Raw genomic sequence first — 24,856 nt, 5'->3', positions numbered from 1 at the left:
GCTCGGGCAGGACCCGAGCGGCGCGCGGCCGAGGCCGCTACCTTCCTGGGCGCTGCCCGAGGCTCGACACCACAGCTCGCTCCAGCACCGCAGTCGTGCCCAGCACCGTCCCAGCCGGTCCGTCGGCGGTGTCCGCCACGAGATAACTGCGCTCACCGAGGTATTGGTACGTCCGCTCATCGAAAATCCACTCTTTGCGCCGACTCTGCTCGGTGTACGCCACAGCCACCCCTCGCCGCCCGGCGGCGTCGGAGACCCCGCGGACCATCTCGACCCCCGGAATCTTCGCCGCGGCCTGATAGAGCGCGGCTGTGGTCTGTGGCGGTGCCAGCGACTCGCGCAGAATGTCGCCGATCGCGGTGAAAGCCGCGCCGTCGCGGCTGTTGCCTTTGCCGCGCTCGTCGCGCTCCCGGTAGAGCTTCTCCAACAGGGCGTCCGGGTTGCGGGGCAGATCGACGAGCGCGGCGTTCGGCGTCACGTCCGTCAACGTCTCCCGCTCCGGCACCACACCGATGATCGGCACGTCGAAGAACGGCTGGCGGAGCAGGCCGTCACCGCGCTCGTTGCGCGGGATCCAGATCTCCCGTTCGTGCACCGGCCGCAGCCGTGCCGGGCCGTCACCCAGCTCAGCGAACGCACCCCGACTCCTGATGTAGACGTACTCTCCCTCCCCGGCCGATGGGTCCGGCGTGTCGGCGGCCACCGCGGCCATCCGGTTCAGCAACACCGTCGCGCCACCGCCTTCCCCCTGCTCGACCGCCACGACCAGCGGCGCGCTGTCCGACGCCCAGGGCTGGGCGATCGCCCCGGCCGAGACCGCGACCGCCAACACGCCGGCCGCAGGTGCGAGCACCAGCACCCGCCGTGGCCGCCGGGCCGGCCGCTGGATCTCGTTCATCAGGTGGTGCCGCAGTGCCTGCCTACGCAGCGCCGGCAGGGCTGACACCCGGGGGGCGGTGGGCTCGCTCATCGGTACTCTCCCTGCTCGACGGGAATCATTCGGGTACGCGCCATCTCCTGCTGTGCCAGCGCCCGCAGCCGGGTCCGGGCCCGCGACAGCCGCGAACGCACGGTCCCGACGGGTACACCCAGGGCCTCGGCCGCAGCCGCGTAGTCGAGTTGCGACCACACGCAGAGCAGGAACACCTCCCGGTCCGCCCGGCGCAGCGCCCGCAGTCCCGCCATGACCGCAGCCACCTGGTCGGCATCGTGCATGCGGGCGACCACCTCGTCGGCGAAGTCCGGGACGGTGTCGCGGACCGGCAGCCGTCGCAGTGCCTCCCGGTGCCGGCGCGCCGCCCGTCTGCGATTACGCAGCACATTGGTGGCGATGCCGAGCAGCCACGGCCGCAGGCTGTCTCCATCAGGACGCAGGGACTCGCGGATCCGCCACGCCTCGAGGAAGGTCAGCGACACCACATCCTCGGCCTGAACCGGATCGCCCCCACTCCACACCGCATGCCGATGCACCGCATCGGCGTGCTCATCGAAGAGCTCACCGAACGCATCGGTGTCTCCGGCCCGGATCCGGACCCGCATCTCAGCTGTCACACCTCTACCTGTCCGCAGCCACCCCTGAGTTCCACCATCCGGGGACAGGTCCCCGACGGCGTCGGTGCGGGCGGCGTCCGCCGTCGCGTCGACGACCTGCCCGCCAAGATCCGAGCAACTTGCCCGATGTTGCTGCCTCCGACACGCACGAGACAGCAACATCCCCGATACTGCGCGGATCTTGACGGCGCTCCCCGCAGCCGCAAGAACCGCGCAACCTGCGCGTGGCGGGCGTGCCGACTCCAGCAGCAGACGGTGGCTGTCCGATCGGCGGCTCAGTGCCCGCGGAACGCCTCCTCCAACCACCACGATCCCCGTGCTGAGCTGACCTTGGCGTCGATCACCAGCGGTCGGGTACGGGGGCCAGCGAGCCAGTGGCGTACCGGTTCGAGGTCGTCGGCGGAACGGACGGTCAGCCCGTCGCAGCCGTAACCACGGGCGACTGCGGCCAAGTCGGTCTCGGGGAAGGTGACAGTCTCCAACGGGTACCCGTCCGGGCCGAAGTGGTGCACCTCCGCGCCGTACGCCGCGTCGTCGTAGACCACCACGAGCAGGGGCAGCGCCAGCCGGACGGCGGTGACCAGTTCGGTCGCGGACATGACGAAGCCACCGTCGCCGACCGCGGCGACGGTGAGCCGGTCCGGTCGGGCGACCGCCGCGCCGAGGGCGCTGGCCAGGCCGAGCCCGACCGACTGGAACGCCTGGGTGAAGCAGAACCCGGTCACGTCCGGTACGTCGAGCCACATCGACGGGTAGCCCATGAAGTTGCCCGAGTCGACCACCACCGTCCGGTCGGGCGGCAGCAGGTCGTCCAGGGCCGCCGAGAGCGTCCTCGGGTCGACCGTGGTCGGGTCACTCTCGTCCCGGTACGGGACGGCCCGCCACCGTCCGTGGTCGCGGATCCGCTGTGCCAGCTCCGGCCTGCGCCAGCCGCCGACGTCCACGGTCCCCAGGCCGTCGCTGCCCAGCCGAGCGAGCACCGCCTCGGCGACCGCCGACACCTCGCCGGCCACCGTCAGGTCGACCGGACGGTTCACCCCGAACGCGGCCGGGTCGTGGTCGACCTGGACGACGACGGCCGTGGGCGGGATCAGTTCGCCGTGCCGGGTGGTCCACATGTTCAGCGTGCTGCCCCACGCGACGACCAGGTCCGCCGTGCCGATCAGCTCGGCGGCGAGTGGGGTGGCGAAGCCGCCGGCCACGTCGAGGTTCCACGGGTTGCCGGCGAACAGCCCCTTCGCTGCGGCAGAGACCGCGAGGAGCGCGTCGCACGCGTCGGCGAGCCGGGTCAGCGGTTCGCGGGCCGTTCGGGCGCCCCGACCGGCGATGAAGACGGGTCGACGGGCGGCCCGGAGCGCGGCCAGCAGCGGCTCGACCTGCGGGGCGGTGGCCGGGGTCGACGCGATCGCGGGGACAGGGCCGGACCATGGTTCGGTCACCGTGAGCTGCACCTCCAGCGGGAGGCCCAACACCACCGTCGCGCCCCGGGCGGCGGCCCGGTACGCCGCGCTCGCGTCCTGGGCCGCGTGCGTCGCGCGTACCCGATGGAAGTCGGCTCCGACCGCGGCGGCGAGCCCCGGCAGGTCGATGAAGAAGTTCGACCGGGGCGCGGTCGCCTCCGGAGCCAGGACCACCAACGGGGTACGACTCTTCGCGGCCTCGGTCAGGCCGGTCAGCGCGTTGGTGACGCCCGGGCCCTGGTGCACCGAGAGCAGGCCCACCTGCCCGCAGGTGCGGGCGTACCCGTCGGCCATGCTCGCCGCGCCGCCCTCGTGGGCCGCCGCCACGAACCGGGCGCCGGCTGCGACAAGCGCGTTGGTGACGTGGAAGTTGCCGCTGCCGACCACCCCGAAGACGTGCCGCGCGCCGTGTGCGTGCAGAACCCGCCCGACCACCTCGGCTACCCGCATCGGTGACCCGACCTACCGTTCGACGAGTGCGAGGACCCGGCACGGGCTGCCGGAGCCGGAGACGATCGGCAGCGGTCCGGCGATCACCACCGCGCCGGTCGCCGGCAGTTGCGCCAGGTTACGGAGCTGGGTCAGGCCGTACTTGTCCTGGCCCAGCAGGAACGAGTGGCACGGGAACGGCGGGTCGAACGAGTGCGCGGCACCCGCGTCGGTCCCCACGGTCTCCACCCCGACGCCCTGGATCGGCGACTCCTCGGCCAGCCAGCGGGCGCACTCGACGGAGATGCCCGGGGTGCGTCCGCCGTTGGCGTACCGCTCCGGGTCGTCGCCGTACGCGTCCCAGCCGGTGCGGTACAGCAGCCAGCCGCCGGTGGGCAGGGCACCGTGTTCCGCCTCCCACGCCTTGACGTGCTCGACCTCGAGCAGGAAGTCAGGGTCGTCGGCGGCGTCGGCGGCGTGGTCGATCACCACCGCCGGGGCGATCAACTGGTTCACCGGGACCTGCGAGACGTCGGCGCCCTGTTGCCCGCTGACCCAGTGCACCGGCGCGTCGAAGTGGGTGCCGGTGTGCTCGCCGGTGGAGAAGTTGTTCCAGTACCAGGCCGGACCGCGGTCGTCGTACCGGCTGATCTCGCTGAGCCGGAACGGCCAGGTCTGGCCGAACTGCTCGGGCAGACCCAGGATCGGGGTCTGGTCCGAGAGCGGAGCGGTGAGGTCGACAACCTGGATCCGGCCGCTGGAGAGAGCGGCGACAAAGTCCTGCAGCACCGTCATGCGGCGACGGTACACCCGCTCCGGCTCCACGATGGACCATCAAACGGAGCCACTTGGCGGGCCCACCGTGCCTCCGGGAGTGCGGCTGCCGCGTGCCGCGATGCGAATGGTGGTGCCGCCGGGTCCGCTGTCGACGAGGAGGTAGTCAGCCATCTGCCCGACCACCCACAAGCCCATTCCTCCCGTGTCGGACAGGGGCGGTCGTTCGGTGCACGGGACGTAGCGGGCGGCGTCGAAGCCCCGACCCTGATCACTGACTTCGCAGATGAGCTGACCGTCCAGGAGCAGGCGTAGGTTACCTGCGCCCTCCCCGTGCCGGATCACGTTGATCATCAGTTCGTTGACCGCGTGGACCCAGTTCTCGATGTCGTCGTGGTCCAGTCCGTACCGGCGACTGACGGCCTCGACATCGTGTCGTACCCGATTGAGGTCGGCGAGAGTGAAGGGGGTCGAGAACAGGGGCTTCCCGGCGGTGGGGGCATGGCGGTCGAGCGGCGGGTTCGCCACTGCTTCCCCTCCCTGTCGGGCGTGGCGCCGGTGACCTTGTCGGTGGCACGAGGGAGGACAGCTCTCCGCAGCGGGCTCACCCAGCGACCATGCATCGATGTGACACGGCAAGGTACCCCACCTCGACGGCGTGTTGACCTCCCTCGACCGCAAGATCCACCACTTCGAAGCGGGCACTCTCACCACTGCCGTCTACGCCCTGATCACGCCCGACCGGACGAAGGTTCACCTCTCCTCCGCAGGTCATCTACCACCGTTGCTGGCCGTACCCGGCCATCCCACCCAGCCCGTCGACCTGACGGTGGACCGCCCACTCGGTGTGGGCCGACCAGCAACCAGCCGCCGCACCAGCGTTCTGGACCTACCGCCGGGCGCGGCGCTCGTGTTCTACACCGACGGACTCATCGAACGCCGCAGCGAGCTGATCGACACCGGCATCGAGCGCCTCGCCGGCGCCGTGCGGTCCGGGCCAGCCGAGGCGTTGTGCGACCACGTCATGGCCACCACCGCGGAGGAACACCCTACCGACGACATCGCCCTGCTGGTCATCCGCCGAACCACCACCGGATCGAGCCGGTCGGGCAGCTGATCAGGACGCACCGGAAGACCGGATGGACGCGGTCGAGAGCTGGTCGGTAGCTTCTGACACTCCCCCTGGCCCCCACCGGCCGCGTCGTCAGACCAGCCGACCCATCAACGGATGCATGTACGTGAGCGCATCGCTACTATGGGTCAGCAATCCAGAGGGAAGGGATCGTGCCGCGTGCAGAGTCCCGTCATCGGAACCGCGCCGACGTCTACGCCAACCCGATCCATGCCGCTCGTGGCCGACCGGCTGCGCAAGCTCGTCCGGCGGGTGGCGCTGGTCGCGGCCGCCGTCGGGGCCGGTTTCGTCGTGGCCGCCCTGTTCCAGGGTCCGGCTGCCGCCGACAGGACGCCCGGTGGGTCCGGCGAGGGGTCTCATCGGCAGATCGGCGATCTGGTCGAGCCCGTCGCACGGCTCACGGCCGCAGAGCGCCCCGGTCCTGGCCGCGCGCCAGTTCTGGACACCGTAGACCGGCTCCGCGCCCCGCTGGCCGGAGCCACTGACGGCGGCGCCGCCCGCGAGGAGGCACCCTCGACGAAACCCCGACGGGTGACGGCTCCGCCGCCCGCGCCCGTGCCGCCCCGGTCCGGCGCAACCGTCGCACCTCCAGCGGCGGAACGCGAAAGGCTCCGGCCTGCCTCGGTGGCTCGCCCGGCTCACCGTGCGGTCCACCGTGGCGACAGGTCGCGGCCGGCCGCTGATTCACCGCGCCAGCCTGCTGTCGCCGTTGCGGACCTACCCGCCGTCCCGGACCTACCCGCCGTCCCGGACCTACCCGCCGTGCACGGGCTGGACGAATCGCCGGTGGTCGGCCTGGTAACCTCCCCGTTGCCGCGCGTCGTCGACCTCGTGAGCACGGTGCCGATCAGGCCCGTCGTCATGGCGCTCCTCGGTGTCGCCGACGCCGTTGTCCCACCCGCCCTCGGCGCGGCGGTCGTTCCGGCGGCGACACCCGCACCGCCCGCTCCCCCGGCGCTCGGGCCGGCCGCCGCCGGGCCGGTGACCGGCCCGGTTCGCGCGCCGACAGCGCCGACGCCACCTGCGGGACCGGCGCTGACCCCCGCACCCGCCGCGACGGCGCCGGCCCCGGCCGCGCCATTCGCGACGTCCGTCGTCGGCCCCGCCCCTTCCGCTGTGTCGACGGGGCACCGCACCGCACAGTCGACGGGGCACCGCACCGCACACCCGGGACCGGTTGCCGCGGCGGACGAGTTTCCGAACCAACCCGTCGCGCCCGCCGACCAGGACGCCGCCGGCACCGACAACGGATCGACGCCCGGGCCGGGACTGGTCCGGCCGCTCGACCGACAGGCGCACGTCGATGCTGGCCAGCCCTGCGACCTCGTGCCACTTCCGGTCGAGAGCCGAACGTTCTCGCCGGTCCCCCGCCCGGGCTGAGGTGGGTCGACCGACCCCGGCGGCTGGCGTACGAAGCCCGTCCCACCGCTCGTCGGTCGATGAGTGCCCGCCCCCGTCCGCAGTGATGGTGCCGCGGGCCGATGCCCACCCGTCTGTAGCGCACGACAGCCCCGACCAACCGTGGACGTTCCGGGATCGGTGGCCGTCGTGACGCGTACCTGAGATCGGAGAAAACGTGGTGATCCACGTTGTCGTCGCCGAGGACATGGGTTTGCTGCGCGGAGCGCTCTGTGCCGCGCTGTCGAGTGAGGAGGACATCAAGGTCGTCGCCGACGTCGAGGGGGTCGGCGAGTTGTTGACTGTGGTCCGGCGGTGCCGACCGCAGGTGGTGGTGCTGGCGCTGACACCGGATCTACCCGACCCGGTGGAGGTGGTCGCCCGGATCGACGGCGAGGCGCCGCACACCGCGGTGCTGGCGATGAGCCCCCGCTGGAGCCCGGCTCTGGTGGAGGCGGCGTTGGCGGCCGGCGCGCGCGGCCTGCTCGGGAAGGACGGCTCACTCGACGAGTTGGTGCGGGCGATCCGCGCGCTCGCGGCCGGGGAACGGGCGATCGACCCGACCGCGGCGGTGGCGGTGCTGAGCCCGCCGGAGATGCCGTTGACACCTCGGGAGATGGACGTGCTGCGGATGGCCGCCGAGGGTCTGCCCCTGAAGGAGATCGCCGGCCGCCTCTACCTGGCACACGGGACGGTGCGTAACCACCTGTCGGTGATCCTGCGGAAGACCGGGGCTCGCAATCGGTTGGAGGCGGTGTCGCGGGCGCGGCACAACGGCTGGCTCTGACGTCCGGAGCGGGTCCGGTCGAGGCGTCCGGACCCGCCCCGTCGCCGTGCGGACCCACGGGATGCGTGTTTGACTATTGACGTTGAGTGACCTCGATTGGAGTGCAGGAAGGTTCATCGTGATCCGTACCCTGCTCGCCTTGGACGGTGCCCTGGTTCTGGGCGCACTGTCGTTCGTCCTCGCCGCCGAGGACGACATCCGTGTCGTGGCGGAGGTGGATCGCGGCGACGCGGTCCCGGCAGCCGTCCACGCCCAACGCCCCGACGTGATGGTGGCCGATCTCGACTTCGTCGAGGGAGTCGATCCCGACCGTCTCGGCCGGTGCCCCGTCCTGGTGCTCGCGCACCCGCAGCGGGCCCGGCGACTGCGGGGCATCCTCTGCCCGACCAGAGCGGTCGGCATCCTGCGTAGTGACGCCGGCCCCCAGCGGGTCGTCGACGGGATCCGCCGACTCGCCCGCCGCGAGCCCGTCCTCGACGCGGACCTCGTCGTCGCGGCCCTGCGTTCGGACGGCCCGCTGACCGAGCGCGAGACGGAGGTGCTGCGGCTGACCGCGCAGGGTGCACCGGTCGCCGAGGTGGCCGTGTCGCTCGGGCTGACCCGTGGCACCGTCCGTAACCACCTCGGTCGAATCGCCCGCAAGGTCGGTGCGCGTACGCGGGTGGAGGCCGTACGGATGGCAGGCGAGGCGGGCTGGATCTGACCGGCACGGTCGTGTGCGGATGTACGGGGGGTTCAGCCCTGCCGCGCCGACGCCGCCCGCGGTGGCCCCACCGGGTCGTCCCAGCAGCCGACGAGCACCCGGTAGGTGGCCGAGCGGGCCACCAACTGCTCGTGTGTCCCCATCAGGGGCTCGTCGCCGTCGAGGACCAGCACCCGACCGGCGCGCAGCGCGGAACTGATCCGGTGTGCGATCACCACGAGGCTGCCGGGCCGTCGGGCGAAGGCGGCCTCGACAGTCGCTTCCAACGCTGGGTCCAGGTGACAGGTCGCCTCGTCGAGGACCACCAGCGGGGCGGGCGCCAGCCAGGCGCGGACCGCCGCGATGAGCTGCCGCTCGCCGGCGGAGAGCAGGGCCGGCGCGACCGACGCGCCGAGGCCGCCCAGGCGGGTCGCCAGGGGACGCGCGCCGAGCGCGTCGAGGGCAACCTCCAGCGTGTGGTCGTCGGCGTCCGGCCGGAGGTAGCGCAGGTTGTCGGCGAGACTGCCGGTGAAGACGTACGCCTCCTGGGGCACCAGCACTCGCAGCCGGGCCAGAGCCGCCGGCTCGACCTCGGTGACCGTCGTGCCGGCCAGGTGGACCGTGCCTGCCTGTGGCACCACCAGACCGGCCATCAGGGCGGCCAGTGTGGACTTGCCCGCGCCGCTCGGGCCCACCACGGCGAGGTGGTCCCGGTCGGCAAGTGTCAGCGAGAAGTCCTGGAGGACGGGCCGGGCGCGGGGGCCGTAGCCGAAGGTCAGTCCCCGGACCTCGACGGCCGGTGCGCGACCGGCCGGGCCGGCGGGCGGTCGACGGCGGGGTGTCCGGGTGGCGAGGGCCGACGGGTGCTCGTCGTCGGAGACCGGCGAGGTCCGCAGGATGTTCTCCAGGGTGACCGCATAGCGGAGCCCGCCACCGCCGAGGCCCTGCACCAGGGCGTGCAGGGCGGGTTGCAGCCCGGTGGAGACGTAGATCAGCGCACCCAGCACCGCGCCCGCGGTGAGGCCACGTTCGACCAGCCACGGGGCGGCCACCAGCAGCACCAGCAGCGGAAGCCAGCCGCCGATGCCGAGGCTGAGGCTGCGGATCGCCGCCATCCGGGCGAGCGTGCGTTCGGCGGCGGCCTGCGCCGACACCCACCGTGCCACGTCGGCGGTGACGCGTGCCTGGGCACCGCAGGCCAGCACGTCCCGGTGCGCGGCCAGCGCGGCCGCCGCAGACTGGCCGAGCTGCTCACCGGCCCGGACGTAGGCGCGCTGGTGCCTGACCATCGCCGGCAGCGCGACGAGGAACACGGCCACGCCGACGACGAGCGGCGCGGCGGCAAGCGCCGCCACCACCGGTGCCAGGGCGAGCAGGCCGAGCAGGGCCGCGCCAGCGGCGAAGAGGAAACCGCGCGTCACCATCAGCAGACCGGCGAAGGTGTCCCGGACGATCTCCATCTGGTGGGTCAGCCGGGTCACGGCGGCGCTGTCCGGACGTCCGCCCGCCCTGGTGGCGGCGCGCAGCGCACCCCGGACCACCTGGGCGGCCACCTCGTCGCGGAACGGCTCGACCACGGCGCCGAGACTGCGGTACGTCCGACCGGTGGCCCCCGCTCCGACCAGCACGGCCACGGCGAGGGCCCCCAACCAGGCCAGGCCGGTGAGGAGCCGCCCGGCCAGGAAGCCCTCGTCGACGGCGCGGGCCACCAGATAGCCGGCGAGCAGCGCGGGCAGCGACTCGACGAGCGACCAGCCGCCGAGCGCGGCGATTTCCCGCCGACGTCGTCGCAGCGCCCGCCAGGTCACCCGCCGTACGCCGGAAAGGCTCACGACCCACCGCCAGCCGGTTGGAAGACCGCCCGGTAGTCCGGGTCGGCCCAGAGGTGCCGGTGCGCCGCCAGGCCACGCAGCCGACCGCCGTCGAGCCAGGCGACGAGGTCGGCCGCCGCGGCCGCCGCGGTCCGGTGGGTGACCACCAGGCGGGTACGCTCCCCGGCCCGGCCGAGCACCGCCGCGGTGATCCGGTGCTCGGTGGCGGTGTCGAGGCTGGACGTGGCGTCGTCCAGGATGAGCAGCCGCTCGGCGGCGAACGCGCGGGCCAGGCCGAGACGTTGCGTCTCACCCCCGGAGAGCGGTGTGTCCACGAGCGGCGTGCGGTACCCGTCGGGCAGACGGTCGACCACGTCGGCGACCGCCGCCATCCGGGCCGCCCGTAGGACCGCCGGCGTGGCCGGGCTCCGATCGGCCGGCGGCACCGCCGCGTCGACCGGCAGCGCCAACCCGATCGCGTCGTGGACTGTCGCGCCGATCAGCACCGGCCGGTCGAAGGCGTAGCCGACGGCTCGGCGCAGTGCCACCCCGTCGAGGTCCCGCAGCGGTACGCCGTCCAGTCGCACCTCACCGCCGTCGGGGTCGTGGAGCCGTCCCGCCACGGCCGCCAGGGTCGACTTGCCGGCACCGGACGCGCCGACGACGGCCACTGTGGAGCCGGCCGCCACGTCCAGGTCGATGCCGTCGAGGATGGGCCGGCCGTCGTCGGCGTACACGCACACCCCGCGCAGTCGCAGGGCGCCGCCGCCGGGTGGAAGGGACCGACCGGTCGCCGGGGTGGTGGGCTGCGTCAGCAGTTCGGCGACGCGGTGTGCTCCCGCGCGGCTGCGGACCAGGTGGTTCAGAGTGGCGAGCACGGCACCGAGCCCGGCGCCCATGGCCGCGTACCGGACCGCGGCGAGCAGTTGGCCGGGGGTGAGCCAGCCGGTGGTCACGGCGTACCCGCCGACCGCGATGACGCTGATGTTCAGCAGCGGCGCCACGGCCGAGGTGCGCGCACCCGCCCGCGCCAGCAGTTCCCAGGTGCGCCGGCCGTGCCTGTCGAGTTCCGGCAGGGCCGCCAGCACCCGGTCCTCCTCGTGCTGGGTGGTGCCGGCGGCGGCGATGGTCCGGGCGCCGCTGAGTGACTCCAGCAGTCGGCCGGCGATGGTGCCGAGCACCCGTTGGTACCCGGCGGTCGTGGCCGACGCGTCGGCCACGAACACCCGCATGAGGACGGCGAGCAGGCCGAGACCGGCGAGCAGGGTGACCCCGAGGACCGGTTCGATGATGGCGAGCGCGACGACGCTGCCGAGCGGGGGAAGCACCGCCACGACGGCCAGGACCACGGCGTTGCCGGCCTGTCCCGCGTCGGCGGCCTGGCCGACCAAGCGGCCGACGAGGTCACCCACCGGGTGCCGGCGGGTGGCGCGGACGTCCATGGCGAACAGGTGACGCAGCAGCCGGCGGCGCAGGCCGGCGGTGGCGCGCGCCGCACCGAGCCCGCTGGCCAGGTCGGTCAGGGTGTCGACGCCGATGAGGACGACGACCAGGCCGCAGGCGGTCACCGCCCACCACCCGGAGCCGCCGGCGAGGGCGGCGTCGACGGCGCGGCCGAGGACCGCGGGTAGTAACAGTTCGGCGGCCACGCCGAGCAGCGCGACCGCCGCGAGTCCGCTGGTCCAGCCGCCACCGGCCAGGACCGTCTGCCGGAGCAGCCTGTCCCCCGAGGCGAACGTCGGCATCGGTCCTCCCGTGGGTACGCGGTCGCCCTGGGTGGGCACGTCTACCCACCCAGGGCCCCACGTGTGCGTCGATCAGTTGCAGGTCGTGACGGAGAGCGAGCTGTCGCCGCAGAGCAGCAGGCTCGCCCGGCTACCGCCACCGGTGCGGTCGGCCGGAGCCATCTCCAGGCCCTGGAGGTCCAGAAGTGCCATGTCGTTCACCTCCCTTCCATCCGTTCGCTGATCGGGTCGCCCCCGCTGTCGCGAGGGAGTCTCGTCGCGCCCGGCAGGGGCGCGAGGAAGGGCAGCACCGGCGGGTCGTCGTGCCGCGCGCCGGCCAGCGCGTACAGCACGCCGGCGGTGCCGGTGCCGAAGTCCATGGAGAGCCGTAGCAACTGCTCGCCGGGGAACGCGGTCCCCTCCCGGTACGGCAGCGCGTGCCAGGCCAGCCGATCCAGTTGCGCGCGGAGTTCGCGGCGGTCGGCACCGTCGGTCGAGGCGGCGAGGTAGGCGATGATGCCGGCCCGGCCGGCGAAGAGCCCGGACTGTGCGTAGAACGGTGACCGTGCCGCACGGCGGATTCCCGCGCTCGCCTCGGCGAACTGGTCGTCGGCCCGGTGTCGGAGGTACTGGTCGAGGACCAGCCCGATCCCGACGCTGCCGTGCGCCAGGTAGGGCATGGTGCGCCAGCCCTCGTCGACCTCCAGGGCGCCGTCCGGGCGCAGCACGCATCGGCGCAGGTCCTGACGCAGTGCCGTGGCGGCGTGTCCGAGCAGCTCGGCGTCGCCACTGAGCTCGTAGAGCCGCACCAGCATGAGCGCCGGTCCGGTCCGGCCGCGCAGCAGCCCGGCGTACGGGTGGCGTCCACCGCTGACGTCCGGGCCCGGGTCGTCGTCGAGCTGCCCGATCACCCGCTCAGCCACCCGCTCCGCGGCGGCGTGCGCCGACGCCTCTCCGGTACGCGCGGCCATCTCGGCCAGGTTGAGCGCGATCCCGGACAGTCCGCTCGCCAGGCTGTGGTCGAGCCCGTCCAGGGGTTGGCGGAGGCAGATGTCGAGAACGTCGAGCGCGTCCTGCCGGCGGCCGAGGTGCTCGAGCGCGTAGGCGACGCCGTGCAGCCCGTCGTAGAAGCCGCAGCGGGTCCCGGACGGGGGTGACGTCGCCCGTCGTACCAGCCAGTCTTCGTGCTCGGGCCACCGCCCGGCGCCGCTCTTGTCGAGCGCGTACAGCACTCCCGCCGCCCCGTGGGCGAGGTTGAGGCCGCCGCTGCGGAACTGCTCGATGTCCCCGGGGAAGAGCCGGTCGTCGCGCTGGGGAGTGGCGCTGGCCACGATCGCCGTCGCCAGCCGGGCTCGCGTGATCGGTACGGGGTCCGCCGCTTCCCGGTCCGCTGTGGCCGGCGACTCGCCGGTGATCTCCTCGACCGCCGGGTCGAGGAAGGACCTCGGCACCGGGAAGTTCGCGGCGATGATGTCGGCCAGGTGCGCCACCTTCGCCGGGGCGAGCCGGACCAGCTGGGTCAAGGGCAGGAACAGCGCCAACCGCAGGCACGCCAGGGCGTACCTGTCGACCGCCGGCCCGCTGCGGTCCCTCGGTGCCGCGAAGCCCTGGTTGCGCAGCCCGGGCCGGCGGTGCCCGGCGATCGGGGCGGCCACCTCGAAGTCGACCAGGGCGACCCGGTCGTCCGGTCGGATCATGATGTTGAACAGGTGCAGGTCCCCGTAGACCAGGCCGCGCTCGTGGATCGCCGCCACGATGGCTTCGACCTGCTCGTAGGTCTGCCGAGCCCAGCGGGCGTACGCGGCCCGGTCGTCGTCGGTCGCGTCGGCGTCGATGAGCGGGTACCTGTCGACGAGCACCTTGTTCAGCGGTCGACCCTCGATGAACTCGATCGCGAGGAAGCGGTGCTCGCCGAGGGCGAACTCGTCGTGCACCCGTGGCACCTGCGGCAGGTCGGCGAGTTGCCGAAGGGCCTGCGCCTCGCGGGCCAGCCGGGCGACGGCGTCGGTGCCGTCGGCGTCCAGGCCGGCGTGTGGTCGGGCCTCCTTCAGCACCACCTCGGTGTCGGTGCGCAGGTCCCTGCCCACGTACAGCCCGCCGCCGTTCGAAAAGTGGATCACCCGCTCGATCCGGTACGGCACCTCGTTGGTGCTGGTGTCGTTGCGGGCGGCCAGGTGCGGGCCGAGGAAGTCGGGCAGGGTGATCCAGGCGGGCACGTGAAAGACCGGCTCACGGCGGTCCGGCACGAGCGTGCCGGAGTCGTCCTCGATCGCCGGGACCACCTGGCCGTCGGCGGAGTGGCAGTAGCGGGCGGCGAAGCCGCCGTAGCGCACGTGGACCGGGCCGGTGCCGTAGCGCAGGTCACTGAGGATGTACGGCCCGGACTCGCCGGTGAGCAGCTCGTCGAGTTCCTTGCAGGCCAGCTCCAGCTCCGCGTCGTCGCGGGGGTAGACCGTGACGAACTTGCCACTGGCGGCCCGGGCGGCGTACTTGGAGTTGCGCAGGAGCAGCGTGCGTGGCCCGCGCAGGAACTTGAAGGACAGACCGCGGGGTACGCAGTAGTTCCAGACCGCGTCCAGCACCCGCTCGGCGTTCGCCAGACCCGCCGAAACGTGGATCTTCCAGCCCTGCTGTGGCAGCGAGCCACCTTCGGGGGCGTAGATCAGCCAGTCGTCGAGCGACTCGCGACGCCACCCGGACGGCACCGGCCGGTCGGCGGCCGGGAAGACGGGTTGCGCGACGGCGCTGCCGAGCGAGTCGTAGAACAGCCGGTCCGCGGCGCAGTAGCTGTCGTAGCGTTCGTCCACCGTCTCGCCGCCTCTCGAACTCGGCCGGCTGGTGTTCCGGCGTTGAATCGAGTCTCATCGACGGGACGGGGCGCGCTCCAGTGCGCTTAGTCACCACGTGCGATGCGGGGCGCACAGGCACTCATGACATTAGTCAGGCCCGCACGGGTGACCGGACCGGAACGATGCTGATGCTCGTCGATGTTGCCAGAGCCGACCCAGACGTGTTGGAATGGCTCATATCGCCGCAGCGCGGGGGCAACCGCGCTGAGAACGGCCAGCACGGGAGCAATGCAGCGCCGGCAGTGCGGCGCCTTCGCGGACAATCGCCTGCCGGATCGCCGGGCCACCTCTACGTCGACGGGCATCGTGCCGGGCAGTCACCCACGCCCGCCGTAGGCACACCCCGGCACGCGTCGGCGACGGCCGACGCGCGCGACGTCCGACCCGCCGAGGTCGTCCGATTCGGTCTGCCAGCGCCGCAGAACCGCCTAACGAGGTGAGAAGCAACCATGGAGTCTGGAGAGAAGTCCGCACGGTGGTACGGGAACCGCTTCGTGTGGGTGGCGGTGATCCTGCTGGTGGTGTCGGCCGGCGCGTTCGTCCTGGTCAACCGGGCCGACCCCGAGTCGAAGGAGGCGGACCTGCAGACGCAGATCACGGCCCGCATGCGCACCACCCTCGAACAGGCGGACCCGGGGCAGCACAACCACGCCGGACACGGTGTGCAACAGGCAGCCGCCCAGGAGAAGCCGGCAGTGATCTGCGGGGTCCGCGTCTACGGTTACGAGCCGACCGAGGTCACGTCGCTCGCCGACGTGCGGTCGGTCTACGGTTTCCACCTCTGCGGGGTCGCGGAGAAGCAGCGTCCCTGGGACGTGGCGGTCAAACTGGCCGGTCCGGTGATCATGGACATCTCCACGACCCCTCCGGGCATCCAGGTGGTCGAGGCGACCGCCGAGGTCATGTTCATCGACCGGCTACGGCAGATGTTTCCGCCCAAGTACGCGGAGCTGGCGTCCAAGGAGGCGCTCGCCGAGTCGGAGATGCTCGACCTGCGCCGCCGGTACGACGCCGCCGCGGGCCTCTGACCACGCAGGACAGCCGGCGGCGGGGCCGCCTCCCGCGCCCACCGGAGCCCGGAGCCGATGTCGCGGCTCCGGACACTCCCGGTCAGCTCGATCCACATCCGACTAAAGATAGATGAGCATTGATATTTAGACCCATAGATGTAACAGTTGGTTTGGGAGCGTTCCCAGTCCGACCCCAAGTACCGAAGAGCGGAGGATGAACAGTGCGTTCACACAAGCCCGATCAATCCGGCGGACGATCCCGGTCACCCGTCCGTCAGTCCCTCCGGGCGCTCGTCATGCTGTTCGCCATCGTGGCCGGCATGCTGCCCTTCGCCGGGGCAGCCCAGGCGCACGGCACCATCATCAATCCGATGACGCGCGCCTACCAGTGCTGGAAGACCTGGGGCAACCAGCACATGAACCCGGCCATGCAGCAGCAGGACCCGATGTGTTACCGGGCGTTCCAGGCCAACCCCGACACCATGTGGAACTGGATGAGCCAGCTGCGCGACGGCCTCGCTGGCCAGTACCAGGCTCGCACCCCGGACGGGCAGCTGTGCAGCAACGGGCTGTCCCGCAACGACAGCGTGAACCAGCCCGGAGCGTGGAAGACGACCACCGTCAGCCGCAACCTCACGGTCCAGCTGTACGACCAGGCCAGCCACGGCGCTGACTACTTCCAGGTCTACGTCACCAAGCAGGGGTTCAACCCCGCCACCCAGAAACTCGGGTGGGGCAACCTCGACCTGATCACGACGACGGGGCGCTACGCGCCGGCGCAGAACATCTCGTTCAACGTCTCGCTCCCGTCGCGCAGCGGGAACCACATCCTGTTCGTGCTCTGGCGGGCGTCGCACCTGGACCAGACCTACATGTGGTGCAGCGACGTCAACATCACCTGATCGGCACGACAGACACCACCGCAGCACCACTCCGGCCCAGGGCTGCCGCCCTGGGCCGGAGTGCTCCCCGGTCCTGCCCTGATGCACCCCCGCTGCCACATATCGACCACAGTGTGCAGAAGGTGCGAAAGTTGGAGGAGAGGCCAACTCCCGACAGTTACGGCGGATTATCTCTACATAGGCTCTGAGCAGGGAATTCACCCCTGCACCTCCGCCGGCAACGGCGTCGGAATCCGCCGAGGAGTCCGGCGGTGCATCTGATCAAGGAAGTGCCTCTCATGCACCGCACGCTTCGCCGAGGGCTGCTCGCAGCAGCCACAATGATCGCCGTCAGCATCGGAATCACCGCGACGCCGGTCACCGCCGCCCCACCAAGCCACAGCACAGCAGCGAGCATCCCGGCGCGCGGCCTGCCCTCGTTGGGCAGTGGGACCTGCACGCTGCTGTGGGACCTGCTGAACGCCGGAGGCCGCAACGGGCTCGTCGCCATCGGTCTCACCGACGGTCAGCGGCTGATCAAGTTCGCCGCCAACCGCCCCGCCCTGGCCTGCACCATCGGCCCGGTCGACCTGCCCGGCAGCGAAGTGCTCATCGGCATCGACTTTCGCGTCCAGGACGGAGCCCTCTACGGCGTCGGCGACAACGGCGGCATCTACGCGCTGAACACGCGCACCGCGGCGGCCACGAAGGTCAGCCAACTGACAGTCGCGCTCAACGGCACGTCGTTCGGCGTCGACTTCAATCCCGCCGCCGACCGACTCCGGATCATCAGCGACACCGGCCAGAACCTGCGCCACAACATCAACCCCGGCGGCACGACCCTCGTCGACGGCCCTCTCACCTACCCGCCCAGCACAGCCGCCGTCGGTGTCACCGCTGCGGCGTACACCAACAACGACCTGAACCCCGCCACCGCTACCACCCTGTTCGACATCGACACCAACCTCGACCAGGTTGTCCTGCAGTCCCCCGCCAACTCCGGGCAACTCGCCGCAACCGGCGCACTGGGGGTCGACGCGAATCTCCAAGCAGGCTTCGACATCCACAGCTCGCTGAGTGGTGACCGCGCCTCGGCCAACAACGCCTACGCCGTACTCAACGGTCTCGCCGGCTCCCGGCTCTACCGGGTCGACCTCCTCACCGGCGCGGCTCAGACGACCGGTGTGTTCAGCGGCCATGTGGTCGTCGACCTCGCACTGCTCCTGCGACAGTGACCATCGGGTGGGGGGGGTGCCGGGCCGCACCCTCCCCCGCCGCGTCAGCCGAGGCGGATGCTTGCGAGGGTCAGTCGTTGGAAGGGCTCCGTCTCGTCCCACTGGCTGTCCCGAGTGATCCAGGACAGGCTGTACGCGCGGGCCCTGCTCTCGTTGACCAGCAGCCGGCGGGCGTGCAGCCGCACCCCGCCGGCCTGGTCGCAGGTGTACTCCCACTCCGCCGCGCCACCCGGGCGGATGACCGGCCCGATGCTGATCTTCTGGTAACCGACGAGCGCCCCGGTGGCCAGTGCGTCGCGCTCGGCGGCCTCCCACCGCTTCGACGGTACGGAGGAAGCTGTCGCGGCGGGGTCGACGGCGATGGCCCGCACCTCAGCCGGGTCGCGGAAGCACACGCCTGCGCCATCGGTGTGCCGGGTCCATCCCTCGGGCACCGCCAGCAGGAAGCCGGCGGGGTCCTGGTGCCACGCCCACCCGTGCGGCAGGGCGTACGGTAGCGGCACGGTGGGCTCCCGCAGAGGCTCGGCCCCACCGGAGGCCGGGTCGTCCAGACAGAGGTGGGTCGGCGGTGCCGCCGCTGTCGACTCCGGCGCGCCGGCCGCCGCACCGCCCGCCTCGGCCGTCGGAGCGCTGTCCTGGCCACGCAAGCCGTCGACCACGGCGCCTGTTGCCGTGACGGCGACGGCCACGACCGCAAGTAGACCCACCACGGCGCCAGCGAACGCCCATCCGGTCGTCCGGTCGCGAGTGGTCGACGCCGTGGCCGGAATGACCAGGGTCGTGATCGGAACCGTCGACGGTTCGGCCGGGGGCCGACGGCGCGACGGGGCGCGCATACCGCGCCGGCGGCGCGCTCGCGGCTCCGGCACAGGTGTCGCCGCGACCACCTGCTCCAGCTGGTCGCGGGCCTCCTGTGCGGACAGGCGCTGGCGGGGGTTGCGCAGCAGCAGGCCGGTGATCGCGGGTTCGAGCGGCAGAGCTGTCATCCGGTCCGGCGCCTCAGTGGCCAGAGCGGCGAGCGTGGCCATGGTCGACGACCGACTCCACGGCGGGCCTCCCTCCGCGGCCAGGTAGAGCGTCGCGCCGAGGGCCCACAGGTCGGTGGCGGGGGTGGCCCTTCCGTCGCGGGCACGCTCGGGTGCGACGTACTGGACCGTCGACAGGCTCGCCGCGGTCACGGCCGCCGGATCCCCGGTATCGAAGATCGACAGACCGAACCCGCCGAGCATGACCCGGCCGTCGTCGGCGAGCAGCACGTTCTGCGGCCGGACCTCCCGATGCACCACTCCCCTCGCGTGGGCGGCACTCAGTGCGGCGATCAGGTGCAGGCCGACCCGCACCACCTCGGCCGGCGCCAGCGGACCATCGGTGGCAACCGTCTCGGACAGGGAACGGGACGGTACGTGCTCCATGACGAGCCACAGGTGTCCGTCGGTGCTCAGCACGTCCCACATTCCGACCACACTCGGGTGATCCAGACCGGCCAGGCCGCGCACCTCCCCGAGTGTCCTCTCCCGCAGCCGGGACCGGGCGGCGTTACTCACCCATCCGGGGAGGGTGATCCGTTTGACCGCGACGTGCCGGTCGAGCACCTCGTCGTGGGCCAGCCAGACGCCACCGCTGGTCCCGGTGTCCCCGATCAACCGGAGCCGGCGGTACCGGCCGGCGAGCAGCTCGTCATCCATGTACGCGATTCGGAGCGGTCCGCCGTCCGGATGGGTGGGTGACAGCAGCAGGCAGGACGGGGACGGCCGCCGGTCTGCCGGCGGCCGACCCGCGTCAGGTCAGGTCGACCGTCCCCACGATCCGGGTGGGGGCGGCGGAGCCACCGACGGGCTCGTTGGACACCCCGAACGTGACCGCCTCGCCGACCGGGCCGATGACCGCGGTCGAGGCGCTGCCTCCCTCGGCGACCTGTCCCACCTTGCGGGGGTCACCACCACGGATGAGCCACAGCTCGTAGATCCGCCCGGCACCCGGCGAGGGCAGGTCCCGCAGCAGCACCACACCGCGGTCGCGGTCACGGGACAGCACGACAGTGGCGGCACCACCAGGCTGCAGGGACCGCTCGAACACCCGGGCGTCCGGGGCGTTCAGGACGGCGGCGATCTGCCGGGCCTGCTCGCTGCTGGCCTGCTCCTCGCTGATCCGATCGTTGGTGACGGTCCAGGTGACCGCGCTCGCGCCGGCGGCCACGAGGACGGCCGCGGCGGCGGCCACGGCGAGCTGTCGCCACCTGCCCCCCTGCCGCCTGCCACCGGCACCCGCGCCGCCCACGCGCAGTTGCGGGGTCCGGGCCGCCTGGGCGAGGGTCCGCTCCCGCAACCCCGGCGGTGTCGCCTCGACGACGGTGTCGTCGGCGAGCCGTGCCACGGTCTCCCGCAGCTCGGCCACCTCGACCCGACACGGCTCGCACTCCGCCAGGTGCCGCTCGAACGCAGCCCGTTCGACGTCGTCGACCGCGTCCAGGACGTACGCGCCCGCGAGGGTGTGAACATCGGCGCTCATGCCCGTCCCTCCATCTCGATGCCCAGGCAGTCGCGCATCCGGATCAGTCCGTCGCGCATCCGTGTCTTCACCGTCGGCAGGGGTGTCTGCAACTTCTCGGCGACCTCTCGGTAGGTGTGACCGCCGTAGTAGGCCAGGGTCACCGACTCCCGCTGCACCGGTGTCAACCGGCCCAGGCACCGCCGGACCTGTTCCCGCTCCAACCGGGCGGTGACGTCTTCGACCACCTCGTCGTACGGGACGTGTGTCTCGGTCGCGGCGACCTGCTCGGTGCGGTTGGTGCGGGCCTGTTCGGAGCGCACCCGGTCGACCGCCCGACGATGCGCCATGGTGAGGATCAACGCCGACGCGGAGCCCCGGCCGGTGTCGAAGCGGCCTGCGGTACGCCACACCTCGACCATCACCTCCTGCGTCACCTCCTCCGCCTGCGCCGGATCGCGGAGGACCCGCCGGGCCAGCCCCAGGACCTTGCCCGCCATGGCGTCGTACAGCGTGGCGAACGCCGCCTCGTCGCCCCGCGCCACCCGTAGCAGCAACTCGTCGACGCTCGGAGGGCCCGCGGTGTCCTGCGGCACCGATCGCAATCGCCGCCCCTGTTCCGGGTCACCGCTCATCTTCGGCATGTCCTCTCCCGTGCTGGTGACTGTCCGGTGTGCCGCCGCACTCGTACTCAGGCGGGGTGGCTGTGGGCGAGGCGCGCGTAGACGATCACATTGTCGCGGTAGTGCTGGGTGGTGTCGTCGAACTCGCCGCCGCAGGTGATCAGGCGTAGTGCCGCGTGGTCGGTCGCCCCGTACACGTCGGCGGTGGGGAAGCGGTCCTTCGGATGTTGCTCGACCCGGCTGACGGTGAACATCGCGGTGCTGCCGTCCTGACGGTCGACGGTGATCCCGGCGCCGACCAGCAGCTTGCCCAGGTCGAAGAACGTGCCGCGGCGGCCCTTCCAGTCGACGTGCCCGGCCAGCACGGCCGGGCCGAGGGCACCGGGCGTCGGTGCCTTGGTGAACCAGCCCACGTCGGTGGCGCTGTCGGGAACCTGCATCGCACCATCCGCCCCCAGGCCAAGGGCGACGATCGCGGCGCTGACCCGCAGCGACGGGATCGACACCCGCGTCGGCGGGGAACTGATCATCAGTGGCCCCGAGGTCAACTCGCCCGGCCTGGTGGCCGGGACGGGCGACGCGTTCGCGGCTGGCGCCGAGGCGGACGTGTCGGGCCGCGGTGGGGTTTCGCCCCGCTGTGCGATCGCGACACCGATCGTCACGGCCGCCGCCACGGTGAGGATGCCAGCCGTCGCCAGGAGCGCGTGGCGCCCCCGGCGACGGCTGGCCGGCACTCGTGCGTCACCGGTGTCCATCACTGTTGCCTCCGGGTCAGCGCTCGCCGGCGAGCCGGCGGCGCGCGGCGACCGCACCGGCGGCGCCGAGCAGCGCGAGACCACCCACCGCGTACATCCCCATCGGCGATCCGCCGGACGTGCTGCCGTCGCCGGTGGCGACACCTCCCGCGGGTACGGAGCCCGCAGCCGCGCCGCTGACCATGCCGCACGTCGCGGGGTCGGTGGCCTCGGCGGGGATGCCATTGACGCCGACGGACTTCGCGAACGTCGACTCCCCGAGCGCTTCCATGTCGTACTTGCCGTTCTTGTTGGCGTCGATGCCGTGCTGCACAAGGTGCAGATCCTTCAGGTGCTCGATCGTGCCCTTGGGCAGGTCCGCTGCGGGGATGGTGCGCTCGTAGCTGAGGTTGCCTCCCGCGTCGGCCTTCGGCATCCGGTCGACCGCCAGGCCGCTGGCCTTGGTCGTGTCACCGGTGGTGGTCAACGAGATGAAGATGTCCCCGTACATCTTGAGGCCCTCTTCGGTGCTGACGTAGCCGTTGCCGTTGGCGTCGGCGGACTTGTCCGGGCAGTGGAAGTCCATGCCGTTGGCAGCGCCGTGCACGTGCTGGGCGTGCGGCGAGTTCGGCGTCATGCCCTTGGACCGGATCATGATCTTCAGGTCGCCGCCGCTTGTCGCGGTCAACGTCGCGGTACCTGTCGCACCCGTTTCGTTGAGGTCCTGCAACTGGACCTGCACGCTCTCGTCAGCGTGCGCGACGCCCGGAAACGCGAGGACCAGCGCGGCTGCGGGCACGGCAAGCAGGGCTCGGGACAATCTCACAACAATCTCCGTCTCCGCCGGGGTACGGCGTCGATGCTCAGGTGCTGTCGTGAAGGATTCGTCGCCCCTCGTGCACCGGATTGGTGCCGACCCGGACTTCTTCCAGCCCGGCCCGGACGGGCCTTGGACGCGCCAGGTCAGGTGATGGTGACGGTGGTGCTGTGCCAGCCCGTCGCGCCGTCGGGGAAGGGCGCGGCCCGTTCGTCGGTCTGGGTGACGCCGGTGGCATCGGTGGCCCGCACGCGCAGGGTGTGGCTACCGGGTGTGGCGTCCCAGCGGTAGACCCACTGCCGCCACAGGTCCGGTGACGGGCCGTCGGCGAGGCGGGCCTGCCGCCACGGCCCGTCGTCGATCCGCACCTCGACAGCGGTGATCCCACGACGTTGGGCCCAGGCGACACCGGCGATCATGACGGGACCGGCGGGCCGCCGGGCGAAGGGCTTCGGGGTGTCGATGCGCGATGCGGTCTTCACGGGAGCGTCGGCGGCCCACCCCCGTTGCACCCAGTAGGGGTCGAACGCGTCGAAGGTGGTCACCCGCATCGAGGTGAGCCACTTGCAGGCGCCGACGTAGCCGTAGAGGCCGGGGACGAGCATGCGGACGGGAAAGCCGTGCTCCAAGGGGAGGGGCTCGCCATTCATCGCCACGGCCAGGAGCGCGTCGCGGCCGTCGAGGATCGCCCCCAGCGGGGTGCCGATGGTCATGCCCTCCACGGAACGGCTCACGAGTTGGTTCTGCCCGGCGCGGATGCCCGCCTCGCGTAACAGCGGCGCGAGGGCGATGCCACTCCACCGGGCGGTGCCGATGTAGGGACCACCGACCTCGTTGGAGACGCAGTTGAGGGTGATGTCGCGCTCGACCACACCACGGGCGAGGAGGTCGTCGAATGTCCAGCTACGAGGCCTGTCGACCGCTCCATCCAGGGTCAGCCGCCAGGTCCGCACGTCGACCTGCGGGACGGTGAGGGCGGTGTCGACCCGGTAGAAGTCCCGGTTGGGGGTGAGGAACGCCGAGACCCCGTCCACGCCGGCGGAGACGCCGCCGGATAGCGGCGGCGCGGGCTGTCCCGGCGGTGGTATGCGAACGCTCGCGCGGGACCGGGTGCCCACCGCGCTGCGGCGCCCGACAGCCTGGCCAACGGCTGCCGTAGCACCTGCGGTGACCGTGGCCCCCACCGCCGTGACCAGAAACTGGCGACGGTTGAGCAGTCGCGGCCGGCCTCGGTCAGGAACCGGGACCGTCTGGGCCGCGTGCACCACCACCAGCATCGTGGCCATCCCGGTGCCGGCGCCCGCCAGCACCGGCAGGACGTCCACGGGTGTCGCCGTCGGACGGGACAGGACGGCGGCGGCACCGATGGCGGCGAACGCGACGAGGCCGGCCAGACCGTAGCGGCGTCGTCGTAATGCCGCCGCGCCGAGCAGAACCGCGCCCAGGGCCAGCAGGGCGTAGACGCCGGCGAGGAGGGCCACCTTGTCGTTGGTGCCGAAGGTGCGGATAGCGAATGCCTTGACCGGTTGCGGCGCCAGGTCGACAGCGAGGCTGCCGACTGCCAGCACCGGGTCGGTGGCCGGGTCGACGAGCGCCGCGACGAGATGCGCCACGCCGAGGGCAACCCCGGCGGTCAGCATCCCGACGACGAGGCCGCGGGCGGCGGTCACGCTTCGGGGCGGCCCCGGCCGGCGAGTCGCCGACCGGGGCTCGATGGTGGTGGACACCGTCAGCTCTTGGGCATCAGAACGCTGTCAACGATGTACACGGTGGCGTTGGCAGTCGAGACGTTCCCGCAGACCACCGTCGAGGTGTCGTTGACGGTGAACGACGTGCCGCTGCCGGCCACCGTGACGTCGTCGCCCTGCAGGGTCTTGTGGGTGCCGGTCAGGGTGTCCGGGGACAGCTGGGTCGGCACCACGTGGTAGGTCAGGATCTTCTTCAGCATGGCGTCGTCGGCCAGCACCTTGTCCAGGTCGGCCTTCGGGATCTTGGCGAACGCGTCGTTGGTCGGTGCGAACACCGTCACTCCCTGCGCGCCGTTGAGCGAGTCCACCAGATTGGCCTTCTTGACCGCCGTCACCAACGTCGACAGCAACGGGTTACCGGACGCGGCGGTGGCCACCGGCACCTTCGCCATCGCCTCGAAACTTCCCGGGTTCGACGGATCGGCCGGCACCCCCGCGCACCCGGAGCCGAACTGACCCGCCATCATCGTCGACGGCGAGGCCGAGGCCATCGGCGCACCGGCCGACGTGCTCGGCGCGCCGCTGGCGGCGCCCTCACTGTCAGTGCCGCCACACGCGGACAGGGCCAACACAGCGATTACGCCGACCGTGCCAAACAGGCGCCGTTTCATACGAACTCCTCGGATGCTTGTACTCGTTTGCTGCTGTCATCAGGCATTCGAGGCCGACCCGCAGACGGATGGGTACAAGATCCGAGATCAGACTCCGTCGCCCGCGGTGGCGG

The 24,856-nt window shown here is 72.0% G+C and carries 22 protein-coding genes; 6 read left to right on the top strand and 16 right to left on the bottom strand.

Features of this window, described 5'->3' with window-relative positions; translation table 11 throughout:
• Positions 1 to 37: 37 nt before the first annotated feature.
• The 5 genes from ACWER9_RS28575 to ACWER9_RS28555 form a co-directional block, all read right to left on the bottom strand.
• Positions 38 to 970 (bottom strand): CU044_5270 family protein, encoded by a 933-nt coding sequence (locus ACWER9_RS28575; RefSeq protein WP_452304755.1) that lies wholly within the window; start codon positions 968 to 970, stop codon positions 38 to 40.
• Positions 967 to 1,551: an RNA polymerase sigma factor gene (locus ACWER9_RS28570; protein ID WP_452304754.1), complete on the bottom strand. Its 585-nt coding sequence runs from the start codon at positions 1,549 to 1,551 to the stop codon at positions 967 to 969. The genes ACWER9_RS28575 and ACWER9_RS28570 overlap by 4 nt, the downstream gene beginning before the upstream one ends.
• Positions 1,552 to 1,826: 275 nt before the next feature.
• Positions 1,827 to 3,461, bottom strand: a complete 1,635-nt coding sequence (locus ACWER9_RS28565; RefSeq protein ID WP_452304753.1) for a thiamine pyrophosphate-binding protein — start codon at positions 3,459 to 3,461, stop codon at positions 1,827 to 1,829.
• A 12-nt stretch (positions 3,462 to 3,473) separates the two neighbouring features.
• Positions 3,474 to 4,235 carry a cyclase family protein gene (locus ACWER9_RS28560; protein ID WP_452304752.1) on the bottom strand — a complete coding sequence of 254 codons (762 nt, stop codon included), beginning with the start codon at positions 4,233 to 4,235 and terminating at the stop codon, positions 3,474 to 3,476.
• Positions 4,236 to 4,274: 39 nt separating this feature from the next.
• Positions 4,275 to 4,742: an ATP-binding protein gene (locus tag ACWER9_RS28555; protein WP_452304751.1), complete on the bottom strand. Its 468-nt coding sequence runs from the start codon at positions 4,740 to 4,742 to the stop codon at positions 4,275 to 4,277.
• A gap of 130 nt (positions 4,743 to 4,872) precedes the next feature.
• On the opposite strand from ACWER9_RS28555, the gene ACWER9_RS28550 reads away from it, so the two are divergent.
• The 3 genes from ACWER9_RS28550 to ACWER9_RS28540 all read left to right on the top strand — a co-directional run bounded on the left by ACWER9_RS28550 (position 4,873) and on the right by ACWER9_RS28540 (position 8,234).
• Positions 4,873 to 5,331, top strand: coding sequence for a PP2C family protein-serine/threonine phosphatase (locus ACWER9_RS28550; RefSeq protein ID WP_452304750.1), 459 nt, complete (start codon positions 4,873 to 4,875; stop codon positions 5,329 to 5,331).
• 1,591 nt (positions 5,332 to 6,922) lie between these two features.
• Positions 6,923 to 7,531 (top strand): response regulator transcription factor, encoded by a 609-nt coding sequence (locus tag ACWER9_RS28545; protein ID WP_452304749.1) that lies wholly within the window; start codon positions 6,923 to 6,925, stop codon positions 7,529 to 7,531.
• A 118-nt stretch (positions 7,532 to 7,649) separates the two neighbouring features.
• Positions 7,650 to 8,234, top strand: a complete 585-nt coding sequence (locus ACWER9_RS28540; RefSeq protein WP_452304748.1) for a response regulator transcription factor — start codon at positions 7,650 to 7,652, stop codon at positions 8,232 to 8,234.
• A gap of 32 nt (positions 8,235 to 8,266) precedes the next feature.
• Here the strand turns inward: ACWER9_RS28540 and ACWER9_RS28535 are convergent, their stop codons facing one another.
• From ACWER9_RS28535 to lanKC, 4 genes are all read right to left on the bottom strand, one after another.
• Positions 8,267 to 10,045: an ATP-binding cassette domain-containing protein gene (locus tag ACWER9_RS28535; protein ID WP_452304747.1), complete on the bottom strand. Its 1,779-nt coding sequence runs from the start codon at positions 10,043 to 10,045 to the stop codon at positions 8,267 to 8,269.
• Positions 10,042 to 11,769, bottom strand: a complete 1,728-nt coding sequence (locus ACWER9_RS28530) for an ABC transporter ATP-binding protein (RefSeq protein ID WP_452304746.1) — start codon at positions 11,767 to 11,769, stop codon at positions 10,042 to 10,044. Before ACWER9_RS28530 ends, ACWER9_RS28535 begins: the two co-directional genes overlap by 4 nt.
• A gap of 72 nt (positions 11,770 to 11,841) precedes the next feature.
• Positions 11,842 to 11,961: a SapB/AmfS family lanthipeptide gene (locus ACWER9_RS28525; protein ID WP_013734295.1), complete on the bottom strand. Its 120-nt coding sequence runs from the start codon at positions 11,959 to 11,961 to the stop codon at positions 11,842 to 11,844.
• A 5-nt stretch (positions 11,962 to 11,966) separates the two neighbouring features.
• Positions 11,967 to 14,555 carry a class III lanthionine synthetase LanKC gene (gene lanKC / locus ACWER9_RS28520; RefSeq protein ID WP_452304745.1) on the bottom strand — a complete coding sequence of 863 codons (2,589 nt, stop codon included), beginning with the start codon at positions 14,553 to 14,555 and terminating at the stop codon, positions 11,967 to 11,969.
• Between the two features lie 491 nt (positions 14,556 to 15,046).
• Here lanKC and ACWER9_RS28515 point away from each other — a divergent pair, with 491 nt between their 5' ends.
• The 3 genes from ACWER9_RS28515 (at position 15,047) to ACWER9_RS28505 (ending at position 17,723) form a co-directional block, all read left to right on the top strand.
• On the top strand, positions 15,047 to 15,625 hold the full coding sequence (locus ACWER9_RS28515; RefSeq protein ID WP_452304744.1) for a hypothetical protein: 579 nt from the start codon (positions 15,047 to 15,049) through the stop codon (positions 15,623 to 15,625).
• Between the two features lie 278 nt (positions 15,626 to 15,903).
• On the top strand, positions 15,904 to 16,509 hold the full coding sequence (locus ACWER9_RS28510; RefSeq protein ID WP_452304743.1) for a lytic polysaccharide monooxygenase auxiliary activity family 9 protein: 606 nt from the start codon (positions 15,904 to 15,906) through the stop codon (positions 16,507 to 16,509).
• Positions 16,510 to 16,787: 278 nt separating this feature from the next.
• A complete protein-coding gene (locus ACWER9_RS28505) occupies positions 16,788 to 17,723 on the top strand; it encodes a DUF4394 domain-containing protein (RefSeq protein WP_452304742.1) in 936 nt (311 codons plus the stop codon).
• 44 nt (positions 17,724 to 17,767) lie between these two features.
• On the opposite strand, the gene ACWER9_RS28500 is transcribed toward ACWER9_RS28505, so the two are convergent.
• The 7 genes from ACWER9_RS28500 to ACWER9_RS28470 all read right to left on the bottom strand — a co-directional run bounded on the left by ACWER9_RS28500 (position 17,768) and on the right by ACWER9_RS28470 (position 24,743).
• The gene (locus ACWER9_RS28500) at positions 17,768 to 19,408 is read right to left on the bottom strand and encodes a serine/threonine-protein kinase (RefSeq protein WP_452304741.1); all 1,641 of its coding nucleotides are present in this window, start codon (positions 19,406 to 19,408) and stop codon (positions 17,768 to 17,770) included.
• 94 nt (positions 19,409 to 19,502) lie between these two features.
• Positions 19,503 to 20,231: an anti-sigma factor gene (locus ACWER9_RS28495; protein ID WP_452304740.1), complete on the bottom strand. Its 729-nt coding sequence runs from the start codon at positions 20,229 to 20,231 to the stop codon at positions 19,503 to 19,505.
• Entirely contained in the window at positions 20,228 to 20,854 is a 627-nt protein-coding gene (gene sigK / locus ACWER9_RS28490; RefSeq protein ID WP_452304739.1) for an ECF RNA polymerase sigma factor SigK, read from the bottom strand. Before sigK ends, ACWER9_RS28495 begins: the two co-directional genes overlap by 4 nt.
• Before the next feature lie 47 nt (positions 20,855 to 20,901).
• Positions 20,902 to 21,588 (bottom strand): class F sortase, encoded by a 687-nt coding sequence (locus ACWER9_RS28485; RefSeq protein WP_452304738.1) that lies wholly within the window; start codon positions 21,586 to 21,588, stop codon positions 20,902 to 20,904.
• Between the two features lie 16 nt (positions 21,589 to 21,604).
• The gene (locus ACWER9_RS28480; protein ID WP_452304737.1) at positions 21,605 to 22,393 is read right to left on the bottom strand and encodes a hypothetical protein; all 789 of its coding nucleotides are present in this window, start codon (positions 22,391 to 22,393) and stop codon (positions 21,605 to 21,607) included.
• Between the two features lie 137 nt (positions 22,394 to 22,530).
• A complete protein-coding gene (locus ACWER9_RS28475) occupies positions 22,531 to 24,111 on the bottom strand; it encodes a molybdopterin-dependent oxidoreductase (protein WP_452304736.1) in 1,581 nt (526 codons plus the stop codon).
• A 2-nt stretch (positions 24,112 to 24,113) separates the two neighbouring features.
• Entirely contained in the window at positions 24,114 to 24,743 is a 630-nt protein-coding gene (locus tag ACWER9_RS28470; RefSeq protein WP_452304735.1) for a fasciclin domain-containing protein, read from the bottom strand.
• Positions 24,744 to 24,856 lie beyond the last annotated feature (113 nt).

The organism is Micromonospora sp. NPDC003944 (assembly GCF_053605225.1).
This window is presented reverse-complemented; position numbering and strand designations above follow the sequence as displayed.

What these genes read in the sequence shown, in the direction of transcription:
- ACWER9_RS28575 (WP_452304755.1), bottom strand. Translation starts at nt 970, where the DNA reads ATGAGCGAGCCCACCGCCCCCCGGGTGTCAGCCCTGCCGGCGCTGCGT.
- ACWER9_RS28565 (WP_452304753.1), bottom strand. Translation starts at nt 3,461, where the DNA reads ATGCGGGTAGCCGAGGTGGTCGGGCGGGTTCTGCACGCACACGGCGCG.
- ACWER9_RS28560 (WP_452304752.1), bottom strand. Translation starts at nt 4,235, where the DNA reads ATGACGGTGCTGCAGGACTTTGTCGCCGCTCTCTCCAGCGGCCGGATC.
- ACWER9_RS28530 (WP_452304746.1), bottom strand. Translation starts at nt 11,769, where the DNA reads ATGCCGACGTTCGCCTCGGGGGACAGGCTGCTCCGGCAGACGGTCCTG.
- ACWER9_RS28525 (WP_013734295.1), bottom strand. Translation starts at nt 11,961, where the DNA reads ATGGCACTTCTGGACCTCCAGGGCCTGGAGATGGCTCCGGCCGACCGC.
- ACWER9_RS28515 (WP_452304744.1), top strand. Translation starts at nt 15,047, where the DNA reads ATGGAGTCTGGAGAGAAGTCCGCACGGTGGTACGGGAACCGCTTCGTG.
- ACWER9_RS28510 (WP_452304743.1), top strand. Translation starts at nt 15,904, where the DNA reads ATGCTGTTCGCCATCGTGGCCGGCATGCTGCCCTTCGCCGGGGCAGCC.
- ACWER9_RS28505 (WP_452304742.1), top strand. Translation starts at nt 16,788, where the DNA reads ATGCACCGCACGCTTCGCCGAGGGCTGCTCGCAGCAGCCACAATGATC.
- ACWER9_RS28500 (WP_452304741.1), bottom strand. Translation starts at nt 19,408, where the DNA reads ATGGATGACGAGCTGCTCGCCGGCCGGTACCGCCGGCTCCGGTTGATC.
- ACWER9_RS28495 (WP_452304740.1), bottom strand. Translation starts at nt 20,231, where the DNA reads ATGAGCGCCGATGTTCACACCCTCGCGGGCGCGTACGTCCTGGACGCG.
- sigK (WP_452304739.1), bottom strand. Translation starts at nt 20,854, where the DNA reads ATGCCGAAGATGAGCGGTGACCCGGAACAGGGGCGGCGATTGCGATCG.
- ACWER9_RS28485 (WP_452304738.1), bottom strand. Translation starts at nt 21,588, where the DNA reads ATGGACACCGGTGACGCACGAGTGCCGGCCAGCCGTCGCCGGGGGCGC.
- ACWER9_RS28470 (WP_452304735.1), bottom strand. Translation starts at nt 24,743, where the DNA reads ATGAAACGGCGCCTGTTTGGCACGGTCGGCGTAATCGCTGTGTTGGCC.